Annotated in this window: 26 protein-coding genes and 1 riboswitch; of the genes, 15 read left to right on the top strand and 11 right to left on the bottom strand. The window is 38.1% G+C overall.

The genetic code is table 11. From position 1 onward, the window contains the following. Positions 1-10: 10 nt before the first annotated feature. Positions 11-1150, bottom strand: coding sequence for an o-succinylbenzoate synthase (menC, locus tag TJ68_RS02570; RefSeq protein WP_040928570.1), 1140 nt, complete (start codon positions 1148-1150; stop codon positions 11-13). Between the two features lie 106 nt (positions 1151-1256). Between menC and TJ68_RS02565 the strand changes: the two genes are divergently transcribed. Then, complete coding sequence (locus TJ68_RS02565; protein ID WP_040928569.1) at positions 1257-2372, top strand: amidohydrolase; 1116 nt, start codon at positions 1257-1259, stop codon at positions 2370-2372. An 11-nt stretch (positions 2373-2383) separates the two neighbouring features. After that, positions 2384-3073, top strand: coding sequence for an SDR family oxidoreductase (locus TJ68_RS02560; protein WP_040928568.1), 690 nt, complete (start codon positions 2384-2386; stop codon positions 3071-3073). A 39-nt stretch (positions 3074-3112) separates the two neighbouring features. Here the strand turns inward: TJ68_RS02560 and pdxS are convergent, their stop codons facing one another. Then, the gene (pdxS, locus tag TJ68_RS02555; RefSeq protein ID WP_420329222.1) at positions 3113-3994 is read right to left on the bottom strand and encodes a pyridoxal 5'-phosphate synthase lyase subunit PdxS; all 882 of its coding nucleotides are present in this window, start codon (positions 3992-3994) and stop codon (positions 3113-3115) included. 94 nt (positions 3995-4088) lie between these two features. On the opposite strand from pdxS, the gene pdxR reads away from it, so the two are divergent. Beyond that, complete coding sequence (pdxR, locus tag TJ68_RS02550; RefSeq protein ID WP_040928566.1) at positions 4089-5432, top strand: MocR-like pyridoxine biosynthesis transcription factor PdxR; 1344 nt, start codon at positions 4089-4091, stop codon at positions 5430-5432. Positions 5433-5506: 74 nt separating this feature from the next. Next, a complete protein-coding gene (locus TJ68_RS02545) occupies positions 5507-6259 on the top strand; it encodes a DUF6612 family protein (protein WP_040928565.1) in 753 nt (250 codons plus the stop codon). A gap of 43 nt (positions 6260-6302) precedes the next feature. On the opposite strand, the gene TJ68_RS02540 is transcribed toward TJ68_RS02545, so the two are convergent. Further along, positions 6303-7145 carry an HAD family hydrolase gene (locus TJ68_RS02540; protein WP_040928564.1) on the bottom strand — a complete coding sequence of 281 codons (843 nt, stop codon included), beginning with the start codon at positions 7143-7145 and terminating at the stop codon, positions 6303-6305. Positions 7146-7160: 15 nt separating this feature from the next. Then, a complete protein-coding gene (locus tag TJ68_RS02535; RefSeq protein ID WP_040928563.1) occupies positions 7161-8060 on the bottom strand; it encodes an acetamidase/formamidase family protein in 900 nt (299 codons plus the stop codon). A gap of 144 nt (positions 8061-8204) precedes the next feature. On the opposite strand from TJ68_RS02535, the gene TJ68_RS02530 reads away from it, so the two are divergent. The 7 genes from TJ68_RS02530 to TJ68_RS02500 all read left to right on the top strand — a co-directional run bounded on the left by TJ68_RS02530 (position 8205) and on the right by TJ68_RS02500 (position 13152). Then, positions 8205-8714: a GNAT family N-acetyltransferase gene (locus TJ68_RS02530; protein ID WP_052327261.1), complete on the top strand. Its 510-nt coding sequence runs from the start codon at positions 8205-8207 to the stop codon at positions 8712-8714. A 44-nt stretch (positions 8715-8758) separates the two neighbouring features. Continuing rightward, the gene (locus tag TJ68_RS02525) at positions 8759-8941 is read left to right on the top strand and encodes a hypothetical protein (RefSeq protein WP_040928562.1); all 183 of its coding nucleotides are present in this window, start codon (positions 8759-8761) and stop codon (positions 8939-8941) included. A 105-nt stretch (positions 8942-9046) separates the two neighbouring features. Continuing rightward, positions 9047-9149: riboswitch (SAM riboswitch) on the top strand. A 55-nt stretch (positions 9150-9204) separates the two neighbouring features. Then, a complete protein-coding gene (locus tag TJ68_RS02520; RefSeq protein WP_040928561.1) occupies positions 9205-10221 on the top strand; it encodes a methionine ABC transporter ATP-binding protein in 1017 nt (338 codons plus the stop codon). Then, complete coding sequence (locus TJ68_RS02515; RefSeq protein WP_040928560.1) at positions 10214-10867, top strand: methionine ABC transporter permease; 654 nt, start codon at positions 10214-10216, stop codon at positions 10865-10867. Before TJ68_RS02520 ends, TJ68_RS02515 begins: the two co-directional genes overlap by 8 nt. A gap of 4 nt (positions 10868-10871) precedes the next feature. Next, a complete protein-coding gene (locus TJ68_RS02510; protein ID WP_040928558.1) occupies positions 10872-11675 on the top strand; it encodes a MetQ/NlpA family ABC transporter substrate-binding protein in 804 nt (267 codons plus the stop codon). Positions 11676-11678: 3 nt separating this feature from the next. Then, positions 11679-12842, top strand: a complete 1164-nt coding sequence (locus TJ68_RS02505; protein WP_040928557.1) for an aminotransferase class I/II-fold pyridoxal phosphate-dependent enzyme — start codon at positions 11679-11681, stop codon at positions 12840-12842. Positions 12843-12933: 91 nt separating this feature from the next. After that, positions 12934-13152: a hypothetical protein gene (locus tag TJ68_RS02500; protein ID WP_040928556.1), complete on the top strand. Its 219-nt coding sequence runs from the start codon at positions 12934-12936 to the stop codon at positions 13150-13152. 292 nt (positions 13153-13444) lie between these two features. On the opposite strand, the gene TJ68_RS02495 is transcribed toward TJ68_RS02500, so the two are convergent. The 5 genes from TJ68_RS02495 to TJ68_RS02475 all read right to left on the bottom strand — a co-directional run bounded on the left by TJ68_RS02495 (position 13445) and on the right by TJ68_RS02475 (position 17602). Then, positions 13445-14467 (bottom strand): lipoate--protein ligase, encoded by a 1023-nt coding sequence (locus TJ68_RS02495; RefSeq protein WP_040928555.1) that lies wholly within the window; start codon positions 14465-14467, stop codon positions 13445-13447. Further along, the gene (locus tag TJ68_RS02490) at positions 14454-15341 is read right to left on the bottom strand and encodes an SIR2 family NAD-dependent protein deacylase (protein ID WP_040928554.1); all 888 of its coding nucleotides are present in this window, start codon (positions 15339-15341) and stop codon (positions 14454-14456) included. The genes TJ68_RS02495 and TJ68_RS02490 overlap by 14 nt, the downstream gene beginning before the upstream one ends. A 12-nt stretch (positions 15342-15353) precedes the next feature. Continuing rightward, positions 15354-16115 carry a protein-ADP-ribose hydrolase gene (locus tag TJ68_RS02485; RefSeq protein WP_040928553.1) on the bottom strand — a complete coding sequence of 254 codons (762 nt, stop codon included), beginning with the start codon at positions 16113-16115 and terminating at the stop codon, positions 15354-15356. Between the two features lie 61 nt (positions 16116-16176). Beyond that, on the bottom strand, positions 16177-16512 hold the full coding sequence (locus TJ68_RS02480) for a glycine cleavage system H family protein (RefSeq protein WP_040928552.1): 336 nt from the start codon (positions 16510-16512) through the stop codon (positions 16177-16179). A gap of 28 nt (positions 16513-16540) precedes the next feature. Then, a complete protein-coding gene (locus tag TJ68_RS02475; protein ID WP_222859702.1) occupies positions 16541-17602 on the bottom strand; it encodes an MsnO8 family LLM class oxidoreductase in 1062 nt (353 codons plus the stop codon). A 53-nt stretch (positions 17603-17655) separates the two neighbouring features. Between TJ68_RS02475 and TJ68_RS02470 the strand changes: the two genes are divergently transcribed. Next, positions 17656-18846 carry an NADH-dependent flavin oxidoreductase gene (locus TJ68_RS02470; protein WP_040928551.1) on the top strand — a complete coding sequence of 397 codons (1191 nt, stop codon included), beginning with the start codon at positions 17656-17658 and terminating at the stop codon, positions 18844-18846. A 45-nt stretch (positions 18847-18891) separates the two neighbouring features. Beyond that, complete coding sequence (locus TJ68_RS02465) at positions 18892-19572, top strand: ATP-binding cassette domain-containing protein (protein WP_040928550.1); 681 nt, start codon at positions 18892-18894, stop codon at positions 19570-19572. Here the strand turns inward: TJ68_RS02465 and coaW are convergent. Both coaW and TJ68_RS02455 read right to left on the bottom strand, forming a co-directional pair. After that, entirely contained in the window at positions 19559-20374 is an 816-nt protein-coding gene (gene coaW, locus TJ68_RS02460; protein WP_040928549.1) for a type II pantothenate kinase, read from the bottom strand. The genes TJ68_RS02465 and coaW overlap by 14 nt on opposite strands. A 69-nt stretch (positions 20375-20443) precedes the next feature. Beyond that, positions 20444-22030 (bottom strand): BCCT family transporter, encoded by a 1587-nt coding sequence (locus TJ68_RS02455; protein WP_052327260.1) that lies wholly within the window; start codon positions 22028-22030, stop codon positions 20444-20446. Between the two features lie 158 nt (positions 22031-22188). Between TJ68_RS02455 and rpoE the strand changes: the two genes are divergently transcribed. After that, positions 22189-22707: a DNA-directed RNA polymerase subunit delta gene (gene rpoE / locus TJ68_RS02450; protein WP_238316013.1), complete on the top strand. Its 519-nt coding sequence runs from the start codon at positions 22189-22191 to the stop codon at positions 22705-22707. 128 nt (positions 22708-22835) lie between these two features. After that, positions 22836-24349, top strand: a 1514-nt coding sequence (locus TJ68_RS02445; RefSeq protein WP_040928547.1) for a CTP synthase, incomplete at its 3' end; no start/stop codon positions are given.

Here is a 24349-nt window from a genome sequence, read left to right as displayed (position 1 = left end):
TGCCTATTTTTTAATCAAAAAATACCATGTCGAGTTTATCTTCTTTCGTAATCACATCTGTTTCGATTAAATACTGATTGAGTTTTTCAAAATCAACATCTGCACCGATGCCTGGTTTGTCACTTACTGTGACGACACCATTTTCTGCAACGACTTCTGGAGAGATAATGTCCATATCCCAGTATCTGCTTGAAGATGCTGTGTCACCAGGAAGTGTGAAGTTAGATAATGTTGTAATCGCGATATTTGTTAAGCGACCAACACCCGCTTCTAACATTCCACCACACCATAGTGGGATGTTGTTTGCTTTCGCAAGGTCGTGAATTTTAATTGATTCTGCTAATCCACCGACGCGTCCGACTTTAACGTTAATAATTTTACAGCTACCGAGTTCAATCGCAGCTTTTGCGTTTTCATAGCTATCGATTGATTCATCTAAACAGACAGGTGTCTCGATTTCTTTTTGAAGTTTTGCGTGATCGACGATATCAGAACTACCGAGTGGTTGTTCAATCATCATTAAGTTAAACTCGTCAAGCGCTTTTAATGTTTCGACGTCATCTAACGTATATGCTGAGTTCGCGTCGACCATAAGTGGAATGTCTGGATAATGTTTACGAATGAGACGCACATACTCAACATCTCGACCAGGTTTAATTTTTACTTTAATTCGTTTATATCCTTCGTTAACTTTCTCCTCGATTTTCGGAAGAATTGCTTCATCTGTTTCTTCTAACCCTAGAGAAATACCGACTTCGACTTTTGTTTTCTCGCCGCCAAGTACTTTATATAACGGTTCACCGATTTGTTTTGCGTATAAGTCCCATACTGCAGTTTCTACACCAGATTTTGCCATGTTATTACGTTTAAATGGCTTAAAAATCTCTGTGACTTCTTTAGGATGACTCAATTCGCTTTGGATCAGTAGCGGGCCAAAGTATTTCTTAATTGCAACGACTGCACTATCCATAAATTCTTCAGAATATAATGGGTCCTCTCCAGCCACACATTCTCCAAAACCGCTTAAACCATTTTCGTCGATGACTTCAACGATTGTCACGAAGCGGTCAATTTGCGTTCCAAAACTTGTGGTAAATGGAGTTTTCATTTCCATTTTTAACTTGTGAAGTTTAATTGTTTCGATATTCATAACGCATCTCCTTTAGTAATATCATCTATCGATGAAAAAATCTTTGTTAAAATAATAGTGTATACGTTATCATTATATCAAATACATTATTGAAAAGAGGATAAAAATGACTGAACCTGAAATAATTCAAACTGAAATTTATAAAGTTTTTAATCATATCCATGCACATCCGGAACTGAGTTTAGAGGAAATACAAACGACACAGTATATTTTTAATTATTTACAAAAAAGAGGATTTTCGCCGGTTAAATTTGAAGATTTCCCGGGATTATATTGTGACGTTGGAGATTTTTCAGAGAGTAGTGTAAAAATCGGTGTTCGAGCGGATATCGATGCGTTATGGCAAGAAGTAAATGGTGTCGAGCAGGCGAATCACTCGTGCGGACACGATGCACATACAGCGATGGTAATCGGTGCGATGTTAATGCTAAAAGACAACGTTCCTGAAAATAAAGGCGTCCGTTTTGTATTCCAACCGGCAGAAGAAATTGGACTCGGCGCACAAAAGATAAATAAAACAGGTATTATTAATGATTTAGATTACATGTTTGGAATTCACTTACGTCCAATTGAAGAAGCAAAATCAGGATATATTTCACCGAGTATTGAGCACGGTGCCACAGGTTCGATTGTATTTAAAATTATCGGTGAAGATGCGCACGGCGCACGACCACATTTAAACACGAACGCGATTGAAATTGGCTCAACAATCGTAGCGATGCTAGAAAACATCCATGTTAACCCAATGATTCCACACTCGATTAAAGTGACAAAATTCCATGCAGGTGGTCAGTCGTTAAATATTATCCCAGGTAGTGTGTCGATGGGTATTGATTTACGCGCGCAGACAAATAAAGTAATGGATAAAATAATCAATGAAGTTATGGACGTATTAAAAACAATTGAAACATTATATGAAGTTGAAGTCGACATTGAAGAATCTCAAAAAATGGTCGCAAGCGAAAGCCATGAAGACGCGATTGACGTATTAAGAGAAGCAATTGTAAGCACTGTAGGAGAAGAGTACTTAATCGATCCGATTATTACGAGTGGTGGAGATGATTTTCATAACTATACTGTAGAAAATCCACACTTAAAAGGTGCGATGATCGGTCTAGGGTGTAATTTAACGCCAGGGCTTCACCACCCATATATGAAGTTTGATTATGATATGATGCCAGTAGGTTCACAAGTGATTTACGAAGCAATTATGAAAGTATAAAGGAGAATTTCATGAATTTAACAGGTAAAACAGCAATAGTAACAGGTGGTAACGGAGGTATTGGACTTGCGATCGCGAAGCGACTCGTTGAAGAAGGTGCGAATGTCACGATTACCGGCCGAAGTGAAGATAAACTACAATCTGCGTTAAAAGAATTAAAAAGCGACCACGTACTCGCTCTAAAAACCGACGTTTCAAAGTTTGATGACGTAAAACAATTAGTCGATAAAACGAAAGAAAAATTCGGTGAAATCGATATTTACGTCAACAACGCAGGACTTATGAAAAGTAGCCGAGTAACTGATGGTGACGTAGAGTCATGGTCTAATATGATCGACACGAATATTAAAGGTATTCTATACGGTGTTCACCACGTCGTATCTGATATGAAAGAAAGAGGAAGTGGACATATTATTAATACGACGAGTGTATCTGCACACGAAGTGACAAAACAAAGTACTGTATACTCCGCGACGAAGATCGCAGCACTTACAATCGGGCAAGGGTTAGAAAAAGAACTCGCGCTTACTGGAGTGAGAGTGACGAGCATTTCTCCAGGTATGGTCGATACGAGACTTGCTGAAAATGTAAAGTCTGATCGTAAAAAATTAGAAGCAAGAGATATTGCGAACGCAGTCATTTATGCACTTACTCAACCGGACTACGTTAACGTCAACGAAATCATCGTTAGACCTGTATAACAAATAAAGCACTCCGTTAGGAGTGCTTTTAAATTTAAATTATTCGCTTCTATCTGCCATAAGTTCAGCTGCGTCGAGTGTTCTAATATCGATACCTTTCATAGCTGCACCTAAGTCTTTCGCAAGTTCACCGATGAGTTTGTAGTCTTTATAGTTTTCAGTTGCTTGTACGATTGCTGATGCAAATTTTTCTGGGTCTTCAGATTTAAAGATACCTGAACCGACGAATACACCGTCCGCACCAAGTTCCATCATAAGTGCTGCGTCTTGAGGAGTTGCAACACCTCCTGCTGCGAAGTTTAATACAGGTAAACGTCCGTATTCACGAATTGCACGTAATACGTCGAGCGGCGCACCGAGTTCTTTACTTGCTGTCATTAATTCCGCTTCGTCTAAGTTTAAAATGTGTTGCACTTCTTTGTTCACTTGTCTCATATGTCTTACCGCTTCAACGATGTTACCAGTACCTGGTTCACCTTTTGTACGTAGCATCGTAGCACCTTCACCAAGACGACGTGCAGCTTCGCCTAAGTTTCTGCATCCGCAAACGAATGGAGTGTCGTACGTCCATTTGTCTAAGTGGTATTCTTCATCTGCAGGAGTTAACACTTCTGACTCATCGATGTAGTCGACGTTTAATGCATCTAACGTACGTGCTTCAGAGATATGTCCGATACGACCTTTCGCCATAACCGGGATAGATACTGCGTTTTGTACTTCTTCGATAATTGAAGGGTTTGCCATACGCGCAACGCCACCCATTTTACGAATGTCGCTTGGTACAGCTTCTAACGCCATAACAGCAACCGCACCAGCTTTTTCAGCGATCTTTGCTTGTTCTGCGTTAATGACGTCCATGATGACGCCACCTTTCATCTTCTGACTTAATTCTGATTCTAAATGTACATATGATTTACTCACTGTCATCCACCTCTTATTTATTGATTAATTTGAGTGTAATTGATAATCTGATACTTAGAAATACTCAAAACTATAATTATTTTAGGGGTCAGTTATGGCATTATATTTAGAATTGTACGAGTCACTAAAGTCACAAATTATATCTGGTGATTATGAAACTGACGATAAACTACCGTCAAAGCGCCAGTTAGAAAAGCATTTAAACGTGTCGCAAACGACGATCGAACGTGCGTATGAATTACTGTTAGACGAAGGGTTTATATACTCAAAACCGAGAAGCGGATATTATGTCAGTAAGCTAGAAGTACTACCGGTCGTCAGAAAAACACAAATAGAATCAGATGAAAAAACGATAGAACAAGACTATACATATTCGTTTGAAACGGCTCAAGTAGATATAGAGCACTTTCCGTTTGATACGTTTCGTAAATTGTCCAGACAAGTGTTTGATGCGCCTTATGAACATTTATTAAATGAAGATTATAACGAAGGGTTGTATGAGTTACGTCAACAAATTGCGAAATACCTGTTTAATAGTCGCGGTGTATCGGCATCTCACGACCAAATTATAATAGGATCATCGACAAATCAGTTGATGGAATACGTCGTAAGGTTATTAAATAACCATACGTTTATGATTGAGTCACCGAGTTATCCGCCAGCAAAAATGGTATTAGAAAAGCATAGAATTGACTACATGAAACTGCCATTAGAATCAGATGGTATTAACATCGATGACGTTAAAAATAGTCATAGAGATGTGATTTTCATCACGCCAAGTCATCACTTTCCGACCGGTTCTGTGATGACGATTGAAAAGCGCACGCAACTATTAAAATGGGCATATGAAAAAGAAAATCGATATATTATCGAGGATGATTATGATTCAGAATTTCGTTATTTTAAAAAGCCATTACCTGCACTTCAAAGTTTAGATACGGAGTCACGCGTTATTTATATTAGTACATTTTCTAAAGCGTTATTTCCGATGCTTCGTATGGCGTATATGGTACTCCCTAAACATTTAGTTGAAGATTTTCATCGGTTAAAATATAAAGAGTCGAATACAGTGCCGATTCATACGCAGCAAATTGTTGCACTATTTTTACGAAGCGGACATTTCGACCGTCATTTAAATAAAATGCGTAATATTTATGAAAAGAAAATTACGTACATTATGAAGCGTCTAAAACCATATGAAACTGAGTTAACCGTAAGTGGTGAACAAGCGGGCATGCATTTTGTGTTAACAGCAACGAACGGCCTAACGTTAGAAGAATGCTTAAAACGTGCGAAGGCACGTGATTTAAAAATTGAGCCGATGAAAACATACGATAAAAATCATACAGATGTATCGTTTGTGATCGGATTTGGAAGTATTCCTTTTAGTCAACTAGAAAGTCATATGGATGTGTTAATTGATGCGTTAACAGGTTAGACTTACTTTTTATTAGTTTATCTTTAAATGTCATGGTATCATCGAAATAGAGAGTGTATCGGAGGAATTACAAAATGAGATTAGCACGTTTTATCGGTTTAGGTTTAAGTTCACTATTAGTACTCAGCGCATGTTCAAATGACGAAAAGGAAGAGAAAGAAGTCGTCGAAGAAGAGACGACAACAACTGCTGAGAACGAAGAGGTAACTGAAGAAGTTAAAATAGATGACGAGACGTTACAAAAAGTCGTCGACAAATCGAGTGACATCGATTCGTATCATACATCGTTAGAAGTTGATGCAGAGTTAGACGGTGAAGTTGAAGAGGCAATGAACGTCGAAGTCGAATATGTGGATGGAAACCCGCCTGAAATTGCGTTAAAGTCTTCTGACGTTTTAAGAACGATCTCTAAAGATGGTCGTACGTACTTTAATAACGACGAAGAGTGGGTAGAAATTACAGATTCTATCGACGAGGGTGCGCTATTTAGAGTCACGTATCAAAAAGTTGTGAATACGTTAATGACCGTTAAAGATGAGCTTGAAAGAGAAGAAGTCGACGGTAATTATGTATATAAATTTAAAGGTAAAAACCAAAATATATATCATGCGATAGAGAAACTACTACACATGAACTTAGGAGAAATCGATGTATCGAATCACGATATCGAATTAGAGTTTGTTGTCGACGAAGATTATTTTATTCGCTCTTTAGCATTTAATATTGCGATTGAAGATGAAGAAGGTACTGTAAACCTTAAAGGTGAAAGTATATTCGATTCGTTTAATGAAATTGATGGGATTGAAGTGCCAGATGAAATTAAATAAAACAGCCCTCGGGCTGTTTTTTTATGTATAAAAAAGAAACGCATTATAGATAATGCGTTTCGAAATATTGTGCGAGACCATCTTCGTCGTTTGTGAATTCTGTTTTGTCATCACTTAGTGCTTTTAGATTTTCAATCGCATGTTTCATTGCGACAGATTTCCCTGCAACTTTAAACATTGGGATATCGTTCATGCTATCTCCGAATACGTGAATGTCAGATAAATTAATATTAAAGTGTTCAGCAAGTACCGTGAGGCCTGTACCTTTATCAACACCTGGCACCATGATTTCAGAGTTATGCACCGCAGTTTGATAGAGTGCATATTTTGTATTGTTCTCTGAATTTTGGTCGAGCGTATTATAAAATTTCTTGATTTTTTCTTTATAATTACTAAAGAAATACAACTTAATCACGTCTGTTAGATCAATCGATTCTACCCACTGCTTACTGTCTTTAATGCTTCGGCTTGCACCGATGGTTTCGTACGCGAGTACATCTTCTTCTGGTGGATGAAGTAAGTCTTCTAACGCGTATTCTTTATCTTGTACAAATGTAAATGGACCGTCATTTGTCGTATTGACTTCGTAATAGACGCTTTGTTCTCTAGCAATAGAGATGACTTCTTCAATCGTTTCTTTTTTAAATGTCGAACTTCTTAGCACTTGACCGTTAGCTACAACGACAACGCCACTTGCTGCGACGTACCCGTCGACCGGTAAATCTTTTGGTAGCTTGGACGATAATGATTTCATTGAACGGCCTGTTGCGATAAAAATGAGTATACCTTTCTCGTACATGTTGTGAATGGCTTGTTCTAATCGTTTGCTAAATTTACCGTCATTCGTTAGAGCGGTACCGTCTAAATCAATTGCGACTGCCTTCATATTGAAAGCCTCCTATTATTTTAATTCGATGTTTAATTTGTCTAACACGTATTGCGGTACGAAGAAACGTGCAGTTTTTAACGGGTCTACGACTTGGTTGATTTCTGTTTGACCGACTAAACTCATTAACATCGTTAGTTCAGGTAGTGTTAATGTCGTTCTTGGTTCTAATATATTTTGAATCATGACTTGAACCGAACGGTTTACTGCCTCGTCCAAACTTTCATGAGATACAAATTGATAAATACCTTCATCGTTTACTAAAATTGGATGTTCAGTTTGCACGTTTTCGGCTTTTTCTAAAGTCACTGTCACTGATCCTTCAACTTCAAGACCTGAAACTGAAATTTCTCCGTCACCCATTGCACCGTGTAAATCTCCTAGGCCAAATAATGCACCGTCGTGATAGACCGGTAAGTAAAGCGTCGCACCAGTTGTAACTTTCACAGAGTCCATGTTACCGCCGTGCGTACCTGGTGTGCCGTTGTTAATTGCTTCATCTTTTGGTGCGACACCGATTACTCCAACCATTTTGTTAATTGGAATTTCAATGTCGTTAAAGAGGACTGTATCATCTTTAATATCGAGCACTTTAATCGTCGGTTCGTGTAAATATTTACCCATCACACCAGCATCAGGTACTGTCACCATGACACCTTTATTACCTATTTCAATATCCTGAATCGTAACTTTTAAAACGTCCCCAGCTTGAATCCCATTGACGTAAATCGGTCCAGTTGCAGGGTTCATTTTATCCCAATCGAGTGCGTCAAATGCGTAATCTTCATCTTGAATTTGATTCGTAAAACAGTCGAGTGTGTCAATTTTAACAGTATCACCAACATCTACAGTTAACTTCGGTTCGTTATCTTTAGACATGTGATAAAAATAATGTTCGTTAGAAAGATGTTTCATCTAAAAATCCTCCTTAAATAATCAGTAATCAACTTCATTGTTACAAATATACGAGAGCTTGTCTATTTAACTGATAAACAGACAAAGTGAGAGTAGGAAGTATAAATGTTACTATAGATATAGCATTAAAAAGGATGGGATACGATGAATTTAGAAATACGAAAACCAAAAATTGAAGACGCAGAGTCAATCATTGAACATAAAATAAAAGTAACAAAAGAAAATCCAGATACACTCGCAACAGCGATAGAAAATCAGGAACCAGACTTAGAAGATCAAATTAACAAAATAAAAAACATCGGTGAAAACGACTTAAAACTCGTCGCATTAGATGGCGACACGGTCATTGGAATCATCAATATGTTCCACGACAAGCGCCATAAATTCCGTCACATCGCACAATTTGGAATTAGTGTTCAACATAAATATGCAGGACACGGTATCGGGAGCAAACTCATTCAAGAAGTCGTCGATTTCGCGACAGAAAACGAAAATATAGAAAAATTAATCCTCACAGTATTTGGAAACAACGACGGCGCGATCAAACTATACGAACGATTTGGATTTGAAAGTGAAGCAACACTAAAAGATCAAGTCAAACTAAACGACGACAGCTACACAGACCTCATTTACATGTCCAAATGGGTGAAGTAGAGAGAACAATTGCTAAATACACATATTAGTAGGAGATGACTTCTATGAAGAGATTTAAATATGAATCAACAAGATTAGTAGATAAAACTGTGGTTCATTCTAAAGAGAATATTACATCAATCGAGATTCCGAGTTCTATTCATGAGTTGTTTAAAGATTGGAATGATGACGGCATTCGGAGTAAAGAAATAGTTTGGGGAGATCCTAAAGGTGCGGAGTTTAAATAACTCTAATCAACCATGTCAAAATAGGTGAAGTAGGAGTTTTCTAACAATTTCGAAAAAGGGTTGTCAAATAGCTCTATGTGGTATACGATTGTTTTAATTGAATATTAAATATCCAGAGAACTCGAGGGATTTGGCCCAGTGACAGTTCAGCAGCGGGCTTTTTAAGTACTGTGCTAATTCCAACGAGCAGATGCTTGACAGATATCATTACAAACCATTTGCTTATTTTAGTAAATGGTTTTTTATTTTGAGGAGGAGTTTCCATGAGTCATATTGAATTGAAGGGCGTTAGTAAGACTTACGATGTGAAAGGTAAGTCTGTTGAAGCGGTTAAGACGACAGATTTGTCGATTCATTCAGGTGAGATTTTTGGGTTAATCGGCTTTAGTGGCGCAGGTAAAAGTACGCTGTTACGTCTTATTAACTTACTTGAAGTGCCGACAACGGGTGACGTTATTGTCGGTGATGATAATTTAACAAAACTTTCTAAAGATAAACTACGCGTTAAACGTCAAAAGATTGGAATGGTGTTTCAGCATTTTAATTTAATTAATAGTAAAACAGTAGCTGAGAACATTAAGTTTGTTTTAAAAGCAGCGAAATATCCGAAAGAAAGAATGGATGCGCGTGTAGATGAGTTGTTAACACTCGTTGGACTTTCAGATAAAAAAGATGCGTTACCTAAAAATTTAAGCGGGGGACAAAAACAGCGTGTCGGTATTGCACGTGCACTCGCAAACGATCCAGAAGTGCTACTATGTGACGAAGCGACGAGTGCGTTAGACCCTGAGATTACAAAAGAAATTTTAAAATTATTAAAAGAGATTAATAAAACACTCGGTCTCACGATTGTTTTAATCACGCATGAAATGGAAGTCATAAAAGAAATTGCCCACCGCGTTGGGGTTATGTCAAATGGAGAAATTATTGAAGTAGACGATGTTTATAACATATTCAGTAATCCAACACATGAAGTGACGAAAGGTTTCGTTCAAGAAATTTATAACTTCCAAGTGCCACCGCATATTAAGACAACAAATGAAAACCGAATCATTACGTTAAAATTCGCAAAAGATACAGCAGAAGAAAACCATTTAAATCAGCTGTATAAACTATTTGATTTAAACATTAGTATTTTAAACGGTCGCATCGAATACATTAACGGAGATCCACTCGGTTTACTTATGCTACAAGTGAGTGGTGACGAAGCGGAAATCGGAAGGTTTTTTAAACATATCGATGACATAATCGGATTAGAGAGGGCTGAAATTTATGGATAAGTTAGATATTATACTACCGCTACTGTACCGCTCATTTTTAGAGACGGTGTTAATGGTGTCTATTTCAATATTCTTTGCGGTATTAATCGGTTTACCACTCGGAATTCTACTTTTCATAACGAGCGAACGTCAGTTATTTAAAGTGAAGTCGCTAAACGTCATACTCGGGTTTATTGTGAACGTGATTCGTAGTTTTCCGTTTATCATTTTAATCGTAGCAATTATGCCGTTTGCAACGTGGCTTGTAAATGCGTCACACGGACCAGTATTCGCGTCAGTTGCGTTAAGTATCGCAGCGATTCCGTTATTTGCGAGACTTGCAGAGTCAAGTTTTCATAGTATCGATAAAGGTGTCATTGAAGCGTGTATCGCTGGAGGCGCACCGTTGTCACAGATTATTTTTGACGTGTTAATACCAGAATCAAAACGAAGTTTAACTCAAGCGATTACGTTAACGATTATTTCAATCATTGCATTTAGTGCGACAGCTGGAGTTGTCGGTGGTGGAGGTATAGGTGACCTCGCAATCCGCTACGGATATTACAGATACGATACGTTCGTCATGTTAATCACTGTCGTATTATTAATCGTTATCGTACAACTCGTTCAATGGATTGGTGACTTTTTAAGTCAGAGAGAGGGGTAAAACTATGCGTGGAATTATAACATTTTTAGCAGGATGTTTAGTCGTCATCGGTATTTCATCTTATTTATTGAGCGACAAACAAGGTGAAGTAATTACAATCGGTGCGACGAGTGGACCATTTACAGATATGGTCGAAAAAGCGATACGACCAGAATTAGAAGAGATGGGGTATACGGTGAGAGTCGTCGAGTACTCCGACTGGATTCAACCAAATACAGCACTCGCGAATGGCGATATAGATGCAAACCTGTTTCAAAATATTACGTTTATGAATAATTATAATGAGAAAAACGATGAGAATTTAATTGATTTAATACAAGTGCCAACTGCACCGATGGGGTTATATTCTGGTAAATATAAGTCGTTAGACGATATAGAAAATGGTAGCGAAGTCGCGTTACCACCAGACCCTGTAAACATGAGTCGTGCATTTATGGTGTTAGAAGATTCGGGGTTAATCGAACTAAAAGAGGGTTATGATATGTTTGATATCACAGAAAATGATATTATAAGTAATAAGATGAACCTCAAGTTTGTTTATCAAGATGCGGGGCAACTTCCGAGAAGTGTGGATCAAATTGGTTTATCACTCGTACCAGGGAACTTTGCTTTAGCGAGTAACATGAAGTTAGAAGATGCACTTATATTAGAAAATATGTCAGAATACTTTAGAAATAGAATCGTCGTTAACGATGACCTTGCATCAGATAAGATTCGTGAAGATTTAATAAAAGCTGTACAATCGGAAGGATTCAACAAAGTGATCGACGAGGAGTTCAAAGGTTTTGACAAACCGGAGGATGATTAACAAATGGCAAACAAACGTTTAATGCAGTTAGAAGGAGACTTCTTTATGTCTCTACGTAAGCGTCTAGAAAAGATTAAGCTGAGCGACAAACCATTACTCAATATGTCAATCGGTGTACCGGATGGTCGTACGCCAGATCACGTACTAGAAAACGTGAAGGAAACGATAGACGACATTCAAAACCACAAATACGCAGGTGTTAACGTTCGCGAAAACTTAATGCAAGCTATTAAAGACTTTTATAAAAGACATTACGATGTCGAGTTAGAAGATGAAAACATCGCACTGTTATACGGTTCAAAAAATGCAATCATTAACTTCCCAAGTCTCTTTATCGAGCCAGGAGAAGGGGTATATATTCCAAATCCAGGGTATATCGATTACTTACCAGGAGTAAAGCTTGCGAACGGTGAAGTATATGATTTACCGTTATTAAAAGAAAATGATTTTTTACCGGACTTTGATAATTTAGATGAAAAAGAATTAGAGAACGCACGTTTAATCATTTTAAACTACCCATCAAACCCAGTCGGTGCAGTTGCGACAAAAGAATTTTTCGATGAAACAGTCGAAAGATTTAAAGATACGGACATTATGCTGATCAACGATTTCGCGTATGCTGCATTCGGATTTGAAGGAAAGCCACCGAGTATACTTGAAAGTGACAAAAACTTTGAAACGTCGATGGAATTTTTCTCATTATCAAAAGCATTTAACATGTCTGGATTCCGCGTAGGCTTTGCGGTCGGTAATAAAGACATGGTCGGCGCGCTGAACTTATATCAATCGTTTGCACATGCAGGAATGTGGGGCGTTCAACAAGAAGCTGCCGCAACAGCGTTAAACGAATCCGATGAATTCTTATTAAAACAAAACGAAATATTTAAACGTCGCCGTGACAAATTCGTATCCGGACTTCGTGAAGTCGGTATCCCTTTAAATGATATCGACGGTGGTATGTTTGGATGGGTCGAAGTACCAAAAGGATTTAATAGTGAGTCGTTCTTTGAATATCTATTAGAAGAACAGTCGATTATGGTCATTCCAGGATTCCCATTCGGATCACTCGGTGAAAACCGAATTCGTGTATCACTCGCAATTGCAGATGAAGAGTTAGATGAAGTTGTCGAGCGATTCCAATCAATCAGTCATTTATGGAAAGAGTAGAAATGTAACGAATTAGTCAAAAATGGCTGTTAAATGAAGTAGTAGTCATGTTACAGTGAACGTACGAACAATGAGGGGAATTAGTATTATAATGAAAAATTGGCAAGTTATAATTTATGCATTTGTAGGAGCGTTATTTACAGCTGGAGTTATATTTTCAATTACGAGCGTATTTACGCAAGAAAATCCACTCAGTTACGTCCTAATATTTGCATTATTGTTAGTACTATTCATTCTATTTACACTGTTACTATTTTCATATAAAAAACACCGTCCGAGTGTAGAAGACATGACAGACGACCGTGAATAATCACGGTCGTTTTTATATTTGTGCGTACAGTGGGTCTAATTGTCAACGTAATGACATGTCCTTTTACGTAAAAATGATTTGCGTTAAATAGTTTTTCATCCTTTAACACAAAACTGATTTGCATAAAAGGGTTAGCCCGTACGTTGACGCAAACCTCGTAATTGTCAACGTAATGAGACACTCGTTTACACAAATGCGTTTTGCGTAAAATAAAGCTATAACGACGAACCTTCACCAATAAAAAGACCGTAGATTCGAACTCTTATGAGTCGTTATCTACGGTCGTTTTTTATTAACTTAAAATTAAATCTGTCAGTTCTTCTTTTGATAAATTACCGAAGTAATAGTTTAAATCAATTTCTTCTAATCGATCTAATAAATCTTCTCTTTTTACTTTTGTGCCGATTAAGTGCTCGCTGACGTCGGCGATTTGACCTTGACCGAAGAAGTCACCGTAGATTTGGCATTTGTCGATACGACCTTCGACGATTTCTAAACTGATATCGATCGTTCCAGCTGTCGTACGACCATCTCTTTGATAACTATAATCTGGAGAGTTGCCATAGTTCCAGTCCCAGTTTTTATATTTCTTTTCGACGAGCTCATCGATTTTTTCCCAATCTTCATCTGTTAATTCGTAACGCTTTGCATCATCTACAGATTGAATGTTGAGAAGCTCTTTAATGATGAGGTCTTTAAATTCATCTGTCGTAACGTTTTGAAGTTCTGGTTTTAAATGTTCACGAATGCTCGTCACGCGACTTCTTACAGACTTAATACCTTTTGATTCAATTTTCTTTTGGTTCGGGTTTAATGACTCAAGCATACGTTCTGGGTGAATGTCTAGTAGTAGAGAGAATCCACCGTATACGCGTCCGTTTGATTTTGTCATCGCTGCACCAGATACTTTTTTACCGTCGATTAAAAGATCGTTTCGTCCACTTTGCTCGACATTTTGAACCCCGAGGTTTTTAAGTGCTTGAATGACCGGCTCGTACATTTTCTTGTAGTCGCCATAAATACCACTGTCTTCAGGTATTAAGAAACAAACGTTTACTGCACCTTCATCGACGAGTACTGCACCGCCTCCAGTGTCGCGGCGTACGACGATAATGCCGTTTTCCTCTAAATAGTCTTGGTTCACTTCTGCACGCGCGTTTTGGAAACGACCGATTTCAATTTTCGGCTGGCAATAATACGGGAATATAATTCCTTCATCTAAAAATATATTTTCATTGACATATACTTGCATTGCGAGTGCGTATGCACCGTCGTCTACATATTTTCCGTTACGAAATGGTTCAATTAGATACATGTTGTTGCTCCTTTAAAATGTGATTTGCTTTGACAATTGTCGTTTGAATATCATCTGTTAACGCGATCGACTGGTCTTTAATATCGTCTGGAATTCGGTATGATTTTTGGTTCATCGTAACAAATTTAGCGTCTTTATTTTGACGTGTGAATCGCCAAAACGGATGTTTGATAAACTGCGGCGTCGTATAGCCGACACCGATTTCTAAATAGATGACTTTTCCAGTTTTATGCGCGTTAAGAAACGCTTCGTATCGCGCTTTTTGCTCGAAGAAGTGTGGACTTTCGACCATGCCTTTTTCGGCGTTACGTTTGTTAATTTCTAACTTTGCGTTACATTTTGGACAAAATGGAATTAAGTCATATGGTACTTTCATATCATGTTGTTGCTCGACCATTTTTAACATCATTTCGTCATCTCGGTACGTCTCGTTATGGCAAAACTGACTGCACTGCATTAACGCATATTCACCTTGATAGTAAAATACTTTATGCATATCATAGTCTGCTTTATAAAAAGCGTTATCGGCGTTTGTCGTAATGACAAAGTATGGTGTATGTTCGAGCATTTCTTTAAGTGCCACATACGATTTACCGACTGGTTGATCGATATAATTTAGCTTGACGAAGCGACTTTGAAACGCCCAATATTCTTCGGTCGTCGGAAAGTCAAAAAGACTCGCTTGTAACATGTCGAACCATCCGTACTTTTCAATAAAATCTGGAAAGTTCTTTTTAAAACGGTCACCGACGTATGTAAAGCCGTCTGAAGCGGACATCCCAGCACCGACGCCAACGACGACAGCGTCTGCATCTTTTATAAGAGAAGCTAGCGTTTCACTGTCTGAATGTGTGTTGTAGTTCCAAGTAGACATAGCATTTCCTTTCTAACGTAATATGTTTTGATATATCATTTCATCTTCATCGGAAAATACGTTAAAGATGACTTTTAAATTAGAGTTTGTTTCTTCTAAATAATTTTTGACTGTGTTTGTCGCAATTTCAGCAGCGAGTAGTTTAGGGAAGCGAAATACACCTGTGGAAATACTACAAAATGCGACGCTCTCTAAATTATGTTGTTCTGCAAGTTTAAGGACACTTAGATAACATTGTTTGAGTAAATCTTGCTGCATTTTTGAAGGTATGTCTCCTTTAATATACGGACCAACTGTATGAAATACGTATTTTGAAGGCAAGTTGTAAGCATCCGTTATTTTCGCGCGACCGACAGCTTCTTTACGGCCTTGTGCTTCCATAATTTCATGGCATTCATAGCGTAGCTGAACACCAGCTTTCGTGTGGATGATATTATCAATACACGCGTGTCCTTTTATAAAGCAGCCGAGTAGATCAGCGTTTGCTGCATTCACAATACCATCAACAGCGAGTGTTGTTATATCACCTTTAAACATATAGATTTGCCTTTCAACTTCTTCTAAATCTTTAAGATGAACAACCGTATCGTTAATTGACTTTAAATACTCATCTTGGATGCGTAAATATTTCTCAGGTAAAGGCTTCGGCTTACGCACGTTGACGAGTTCACGGTATAACGTAAATGCATGTTCAAAATCTCTTGCAGATGTGTGCGCGATATTTTGTTCATCTTGTAAATAATGTATTAAATCATTTACTTCGTTTAGTCTCATAACATAAAACCCTCTTTACTAGAAAAAAAGCTTACAATTTAAAATTGTAAGCGATCTAACATTATTGTGCGTCGTCTAACGCATTAAATGCATCTTCATCGACGTCTGTCAGTTTAACAACCCAGCTTTCGTTTGCGTCTGAAGCGTTTAAAATTTCTGGAGTGTCGATTGCTTTTGTATTTCGTTCAACGACTGTCCCAGCAAGTGGTGACATTAAGTCTAATACTGTTTTAGAACCTTCTAATTCAAGTAGTGAGTCGTCTTTTTTAACGACGTCCTCTTTACTGAACTGAACGTAACCAACTGTTCCGATATCGTCTTGAAGTTCAGGCGTTAACACTAATGTATAAGTGTCTCCATCTTTATCGATCCATAAGTAGTTTGCTGTTTTTCTCATAAAAAACATCCTTTCTAAATTTTCGAATTTATAAATTAAATGCCTCATGTATTAACGTAAGTGCATGTTTTCTATTGTTAAATCCTGGCATTAGCGGAATGATGAGTAATTCATCAGCGGAAAGTTCGTTTTGAATATCCGTTAACTTCACTTTTACCGTTTCTTTTGACCCGACGACCATACGTGTTCGGTTGTCTTTCATACGCTTCAGTTCATCATCTGTATAATCGTAGGCTTTCGCTGTTTCTACAGATGGGAAGTAGTCGAACTCGTTAAAGTTATTTTTACCGAGTAACCATACGTCTAAAGCATTGGCGAGAGTTTCGGCTTTTTCATCCGTATCTGAAATGACGACGAAAACTGCTGCAATCGTGACAGGTGTTTCGTTCGTTTTTGACGGTTGAAACATTTCTTTATATTGCTTTATCGCACGTCGTCCAGTTGGTATTTTATCGGTAGATGCGTACGGAAATAATCCGAAAATATAGCCAACACCAAGTTTCGCTGCGAGTTTTGCTGAACGTTCACTCGTACTTAGCATCCACATAGAAGGCGCTGAAGAAGTTTTAGGGTGAACGGTAATGTTTGACGCATTAGTTAAATGTTGTTGTAACGTGTTGATGTGATTTTCGTAGTCAAAATCAGCTTTTTTCGTATCCATTGCACGTTGTACTTTAGTTGTACCGAACGTATTACCAAAGCCTAAGTTCACACGTCCACGATGAAAGGCTTCTAACATACGAAAGTTTTCTGCAACTTTTAACGGACTGTAATGCGGCAACATAACGCCAGCTGAACCAATTTGAATGTCGTTTGTTTCATCGAGTAGTTTAATCATCAAGAGTTCTGGTGAACTGCTTGCAAATGATTTTACATCGTGATGTTCTGCGACGAAGAAGCGACTGAAATTTAATGCCTCAGCTTGTTGACCAAGTTCGATTGTTTCTTGCACTGCAGTTACTGCATCTTTGCCTTCATCGATTACTGCGTAATCAAGGACGCTTATTTTAACGATGATGATCAATCCTTTTAAATTAAAATTAATGTATGAAGCATATATAATTATAGTCGCACTGTATTTTATAGTCAAAGAAAGCATATGGTATGCTAGAATGACAAACTTACAATTAAAGGGGTAAGAAAATGAACGAAAAATACGAACCGCTATTTGAACCATTTCAACTGCCGAATGGTGATGTTATTGATAACCGTTTTGTATTGTCTCCGATGATTACAAATTCATCGACTAAAGACGGGGAAGTAACGACTGAAGACGTCTTATATCACGAACGACGCAGTAATTCTGCGCCGATTCTCGTAACAGGGGCTGCGTATATCGAACCGTATGGTCAACTATTTGAATACGGGTATAGCGTTGCAGATGATAAAAAAATTGAAGGATTAAAAAAACTCGCACGAGCGATGAAACAGTCTGGTGGAAAAGCGATATTACAACTCACACATGCTGGACGTTTTTCTAACCAAGCAATTTTAGATTTAGGCGTCGTTTATGGACCGAGTTTTATGGAGTTAAACGTACCAGTGAAACACCAAGTGCTACCGATGTCTAAGCGTAAAATTGACATGGTGATCGATAATTATCGTGAGGCAACAAAGCGCGCAATTGAAGCGGGATTTGATGGTGTGGAAGTATCAGCTGCACAACGTTTACTCATCCAAACGTTTTTCTCTAAATTTTCAAATGAAAGAGATGACGAATACGGGAGTAAAACGTTAGAAGACCGCTCAAGATTTGGTTTAGAAGTATATCAAGCTGTTACAGATGTTATCGAAACTCACGCGCCAAAAGACTTTATGCTCGGATTTAGAGGGACACCTGAAGAAACAAGGGGTAGTGACGTCGGTTATACAGTTGAAGAGTTTTTACAATTCATCGATGCACTCGAAGCCATTCGACCACTCGACTATTTAGCAATCGCAAGTTGGGGTCGAAACATTTATAAAGCGACCGTCCGTGCACAAGGTGAACATGAGGGAGAGTACGTCAATAAGATCGTCTATGATCACGTGAAAGGGAAAATCCCACTTATGGTCACTGGAGGTATTAACACACCAGAAAAAGCACTAGAAGCATTACAATTTGGCGATATGGTCGGAATGTCGAGTCCATTTATTACTGAACCAGATTTCGTTAATAAGTTAAAAGCAGGTCACGAATCAGATATTACACTTCAGTTTGAGATTGACGAGTTAGAAGATTTAAAAATTCCACGTGCAGCATTTAAAGATATTGTTAGAATGATGGATTATGGCGAAGGACTACCAAAAGAGACGCGTGATGAGTTACGACGTATGGCAGAAGATAAAGAATAAGAAATTTCTCGGGAAATATTTAATCTACACGAAAGTAGGAGTCGTATGGAGCTATCCATTGAAAAGTTATCTGTTCAATTTAATACGTTTCAGCTCAATGTCAATGAACTACTGTTTCATCAGGGATTAAATATCATTATCGGTGGTAACGGTAGTGGGAAAACGACGCTTTTAAATGGGTTAATCGGTTATCAGGATAGTAAGAGAGATGTATCGTTTAACGATGCACCGTTATATTTAAAAGAGCACATCACATATATCCCGCAACTTTTAAACCGACCTGACATGACAGTTAAAGACTTCGCAGAGTTAACGAGTCAAAAAAGTAGCGATGATTTACTGAAACGTTTTTCTTTATACGATTTAAAAGACACGCCCGTATCTCATATTTCTGGTGGGGAGTTTAAGCGTGCGGTATTTGTCCAAGCCGTGTTAGAAGATAAACCGATACTTATCTTCGATGAACTTGAAGAAGGACTAGACGTCAAATATAAAAAAGAGATGTTTGACTATATAAAAGTATTATCAAAAGAAAAAATCGTAATTATGAACGTGCATGATCTCTCGCTCGTATTACAATATGCAGATAAAGTAATCGGAATGAAAAAAGGTGAAGTCGTATTTACGACTTCACCAGAATGTATCACAGAATCTAATTTAACGAATATCTTTAACGTACCACTCGAAATTATTGAGTATGACTGTAAGCGACTTATTGTTCTGTAACTAAAATCGCACCGATTGCACCACTATATTCACCGTTTTCGATGATGTGTGGTTTTATTCCTTTTAGTGAACCGTAACTATGGATAACAGACTGCATAACGTCGTTATCTTTTAGCGTCGAGCCGATGAGCACTAAATCGTTCGTTTTAAATCCTTGAGCGAGCGTTACTCCAAATGAAATCGCACCTTCAGCGACCATTCCGATGACAGAAGCGAGTTTATCTGCATCCGTAGCAGTCGTATGATGGTGTGGTTCAACGCGTGCAAAGTTACTTGCAGTTAGTTCCGGCGTTAACGGTTTTGGAACAGGACCGTCTTTAAAGATATGTTTTACTTTTAAGTCTAACGTATCACGATTTCCTTGTTTTGCTGTTTCTACGATTTCCTCAAACGTTTCATAACCTGTAAGTAGTTGTGATAACCCCATTAACGTACCACCACCGATACCAGTACCACCGACGCGGTGCTGAGCATTATTTTCGACGACGTGAAAACTCGTTCCCGTTCCGATATTTAAGTAAACGAAGCGATCTAAAGGGATATTTTGTTGCTCCATTAAATATGTCAGACCAGTAAACGCTGCGTCGAATTCAATTTGTAAATGCGACTCGTGCTTTACATGTTCTGATATGTATACACTGCCGCCTCCAGTTAAGTATAGTGTGACGTCTTCTTCTTCGTTTAACTCTTGAATGAGCATATCTACTTCAGTCGTTGGACGGCTACTATACTCATATGTACCATCGTCATACATTTTGACGACTTTCGTTAACGTACCACCTGCATCAATTCCTATTTTCATCGTTATCCTCCATATAAAATAAACTTAGCACCCACTATTATATGGGTGCTAAGCAATTATTGTAAACTATTAAAATTGTTTATGTTCTTCTTTTGCGTTGTCACTGTGTCGACGTCTTGCGAGTGCTTTGTTTGGCTCTCTTCGCATACTCTTAATAACACTAAATATCATCAAGATCAGAACGAGCGCAAATGGTAGACCAGCGAGTAAGCTTGCTGCTTGTAAACTTGTCAGTCCACCAGCTAAAATCAGTGCGACTGTTAACACACCAAGTAATACTCCCCATAACACTTTCATGCGTATCGGTGGGTTTTCAGTATCACCAAGACTCATTCCAGATACGATAAACGTCGCAGAGTCTGCAGACGTTACTAAGAATAAGAAGATGAGTAAAATCGCAACGATTGACGTTAACGTCGTAAATGGCATCGTATTTAATAACTCAAATAATGCGCGTGTTTCATCTTGTTGAACGATTGACGCGATATCTGTGTTTTTAAATAAGTCAGAGTAAATCGCAGTTCCTCCGAGTGCACCAACCCATAAGAATGATAAAATCGGTGGTACGATTAAAATACCAGCGACGTATTCACGAATCGTACGACCACGTGATACACGTGCGACGAATGAACCGATAAATGGACTCCAAGCAATTACCCATGCCCAGTAGAATACTGTCCATCCTCTTGTCCAATCTCTCGCGTTATATGGTTCGGCACGTAGTGAGTAACTGACATAATTCGATAAATAATCTCCGAGACCTAAAACGATAGATTCCATAATGAAGCTAAACGGACCGAAGATAATCATGAATACTGTTAAGAATAATGCAAGTACCATGTTCATCGTACTAAAGAACTTCATCCCTTTTTCTAAACCGATTACTGTCGATAGGATGAATACAGTTGTCATAAGTACCGTTAAAACAATTTGAGTGACAGGGCCTTGTGGTAATCCAAATGCGTGGTTTAGCCCACCATCCATTTGTAAAATACCGAGACCGACTGACGTCGCCATCCCTGTAATTGTCGCGATAATTGCGAGCGTATCAATCGAGTTACGACCGAGTTTACTGTAGTTAAATCCAAAAATAGGTTCGAGTGACGTAGAAATTAACCCGTCACGTTTTTTACGATATTGGAAGTAACCAATCGCAAGTCCAGCAACTCCGAAAATTGACCACTGTGAAATTCCCCAGTGGAAGTACGTATAACCCATTGCAATTCTCGCTGCTTCAGCATCTTGAATTGGGCCACCTAAAAATGGTGCTTCAACGAAGTGTTGCATCGGTTCAGCAACTCCGAAGAATACAAGTCCAACTCCAAGACCACTCGAGAATAACATACCGATCCAAGGCCAAAAGGCAAATTCAGGCTCAGAATCGTCATCACCGAGCTTAATACGTCCGTATGGTGAGAGTGCTAAGAATATAAGTAACACACCAAATCCAAATACGAGAAGTAAGAAGAACCAAGTGAAGTTTTGAGAAATAAATTCATAAACTCCTTCAGAAGCTGCTTGGAATTTTCCAGGGATAACCATCGCAATAATTGATGCGACAATGATTATCGTCGCTGAAGTCCAAAAGACTGTTCCGAGTTCTAATTTAGAGAACCCCTTACGCTTATGTTGATTCGTGTTTTTATTTGATACGATAAAATTTCCTCCTTATTGTCCAATGGTTTAATATTACCCTAACCATTAAGAAATAAACACAATTTTTTACGGGTTTTATTTTCAAAATATCATATGCTACACTATGAAAAATACTTGCATTATAATAGTATTGAATGTAATATACTTTTGATTGTGCAATGAATGATATGAAAGGATATCAAATTATGAGATTAGATGAGTTTACAAAAGAAATGATCGACGAACAAGCGTTTATTGATATGGCTTATATTTACTTAGATGATTTAGAAAAAGAAACTGATTTATATTCAATTATCGACAAATTCCAAGAAATCGGTGGATATACTGAGAAAGAAATCGAAAATCGTATTTTACAATTTTATACAGATTTAAATACAGATGGTCGTTTCGTTTCAACGGAAGACGGTGTATGGGGTCTTAGAAAATGGTTTACAGTGGACGACATTAACGACAAAATTGCACCGACAGTTCATAAGTTTGAAGTCGTCGACAATGATCTTGATGAATTCGACGAACTTGACGAAGAACTTGACGATGAAGACATCGAAGATATCGACGAAGAAGATGATGAGGATATCGATGAAGCTATTGATGATGAAGACATCGACACTACGGATTTAAACATCGATGAAGGCGATACGCTCGAAGATGATTACGGTGACGGAGATGACTATTAAATTATTGACAAATTCCGTAATCGTGCTATTATTTTAATTGGGCTCCCTTATTTTAGGGATACAGTGAACGAGCTCCTTTCCAAGCGCATTTGGGAGGGAGATTTTTTTATTTATAGGAGGAATCTTACTTGACTAAGTATATTTTTGTAACAGGTGGCGTTGTATCTTCTCTTGGTAAAGGTATTACAGCTGCATCACTCGGTAGAATTTTAAAAGCACGTGGATTTAAAGTAACAGTCCAAAAGTTTGATCCATACTTAAACGTTGACCCAGGTGAAATGAGCCCGTTTCAACATGGGGAAGTTTTTGTCACAGATGATGGTGCAGAAACGGATTTAGATTTAGGACACTATGAACGATTTATCGACATTACAGTAAACAAATACTCAAGCGCTACAGCAGGTAAGATTTATTCAGAAGTGTTACGAAAAGAGCGTAACGGAGATTACTTTGGAGGAACTGTACAAGTCATTCCTCACATTACAAACGAAATTAAATCGAGAATGTTACGTAACGGTGAAGCGACAGATGCTGAAATCGTCATTACTGAAATTGGCGGAACGACAGGTGACATCGAAGGATTACCGTTTATTGAAGCAATTCGTCAGTTAAGAACACAACTCGGTAGAGAAAATGTCATGTTTATTCATTGTACGTTACTACCATATATTAAAGCAGCAGGCGAAATGAAAACTAAACCGACGCAACATAGCGTTAAAGAATTACGTGGTTTAGGTATCCAACCGGACATGATCGTCGTACGTACAGAGTATGAAATGACAGAAGACTTACGTAACAAAATCGCATTATTCTCAGACGTCAGTGTGGAGAACGTCATCGAAGCAAAAGATGAAGACACGATTTATAACATCGTGTTAAGTATACAAGATCAAAACATGGATGATATCGTCCTTAAAACATTAGGTTTAGAGAGTAAACGTGAAGCGAACTTAGACGACTGGGTACAAGTATTAGAAAACATCCGCAACTTAAATCAAAAAGTGAAAATCGGTATCGTTGGTAAGTATGTCGAACTTCAAGATGCGTATCTTTCAATCGTTGAATCTTTAAACCATGCAGGATTTGAAGAGTTAACAGAAATTGAAATCGACTGGATTTATGCAAAAGACGTAACGGATAAAAATGTCGATGAAATACTCGGTGGATTAGACGGAATCGTCGTTCCAGGAGGATTTGGAGATCAAGGTATTGAAGGGAAACTTGAAACGTTACGTTACGCACGTGAAACAGGTAAACCAGTACTTGGAATTAGTTTAGGAATGCAGTTAATGGCAATTGAAGCGGCGAGAAACATTTTAGGTATGAAAGATGCGAACTCTACAGAAATCGATCCAACAACACATGATCCAATCATAACTTTAATGAGTGAAGATGCTGAACTATTAGACCGTGAACATTCATTAAGAATTGGAAGCTATGACTCAGTCGTAGTCGAAGATACACTAGCTTCAAAGTTATACGGTGTTAAAGATATTAGCGAACGTCATCGTCACCGCTTTGAATTCAATAACGAATACGAAGAAAATATTAAAGAAGCAGGACTTACATTCAGTGGAATGAGTGAAGATGGTAAATATAAAGAGATTATCGAAATTACAGAACATCCGTTTTATATCGGTGC

Source organism: Nosocomiicoccus massiliensis, from assembly GCF_000438455.1.
GTDB lineage: Bacteria > Bacillota > Bacilli > Staphylococcales > Salinicoccaceae > Nosocomiicoccus > Nosocomiicoccus massiliensis.
This window is presented reverse-complemented; position numbering and strand designations above follow the sequence as displayed.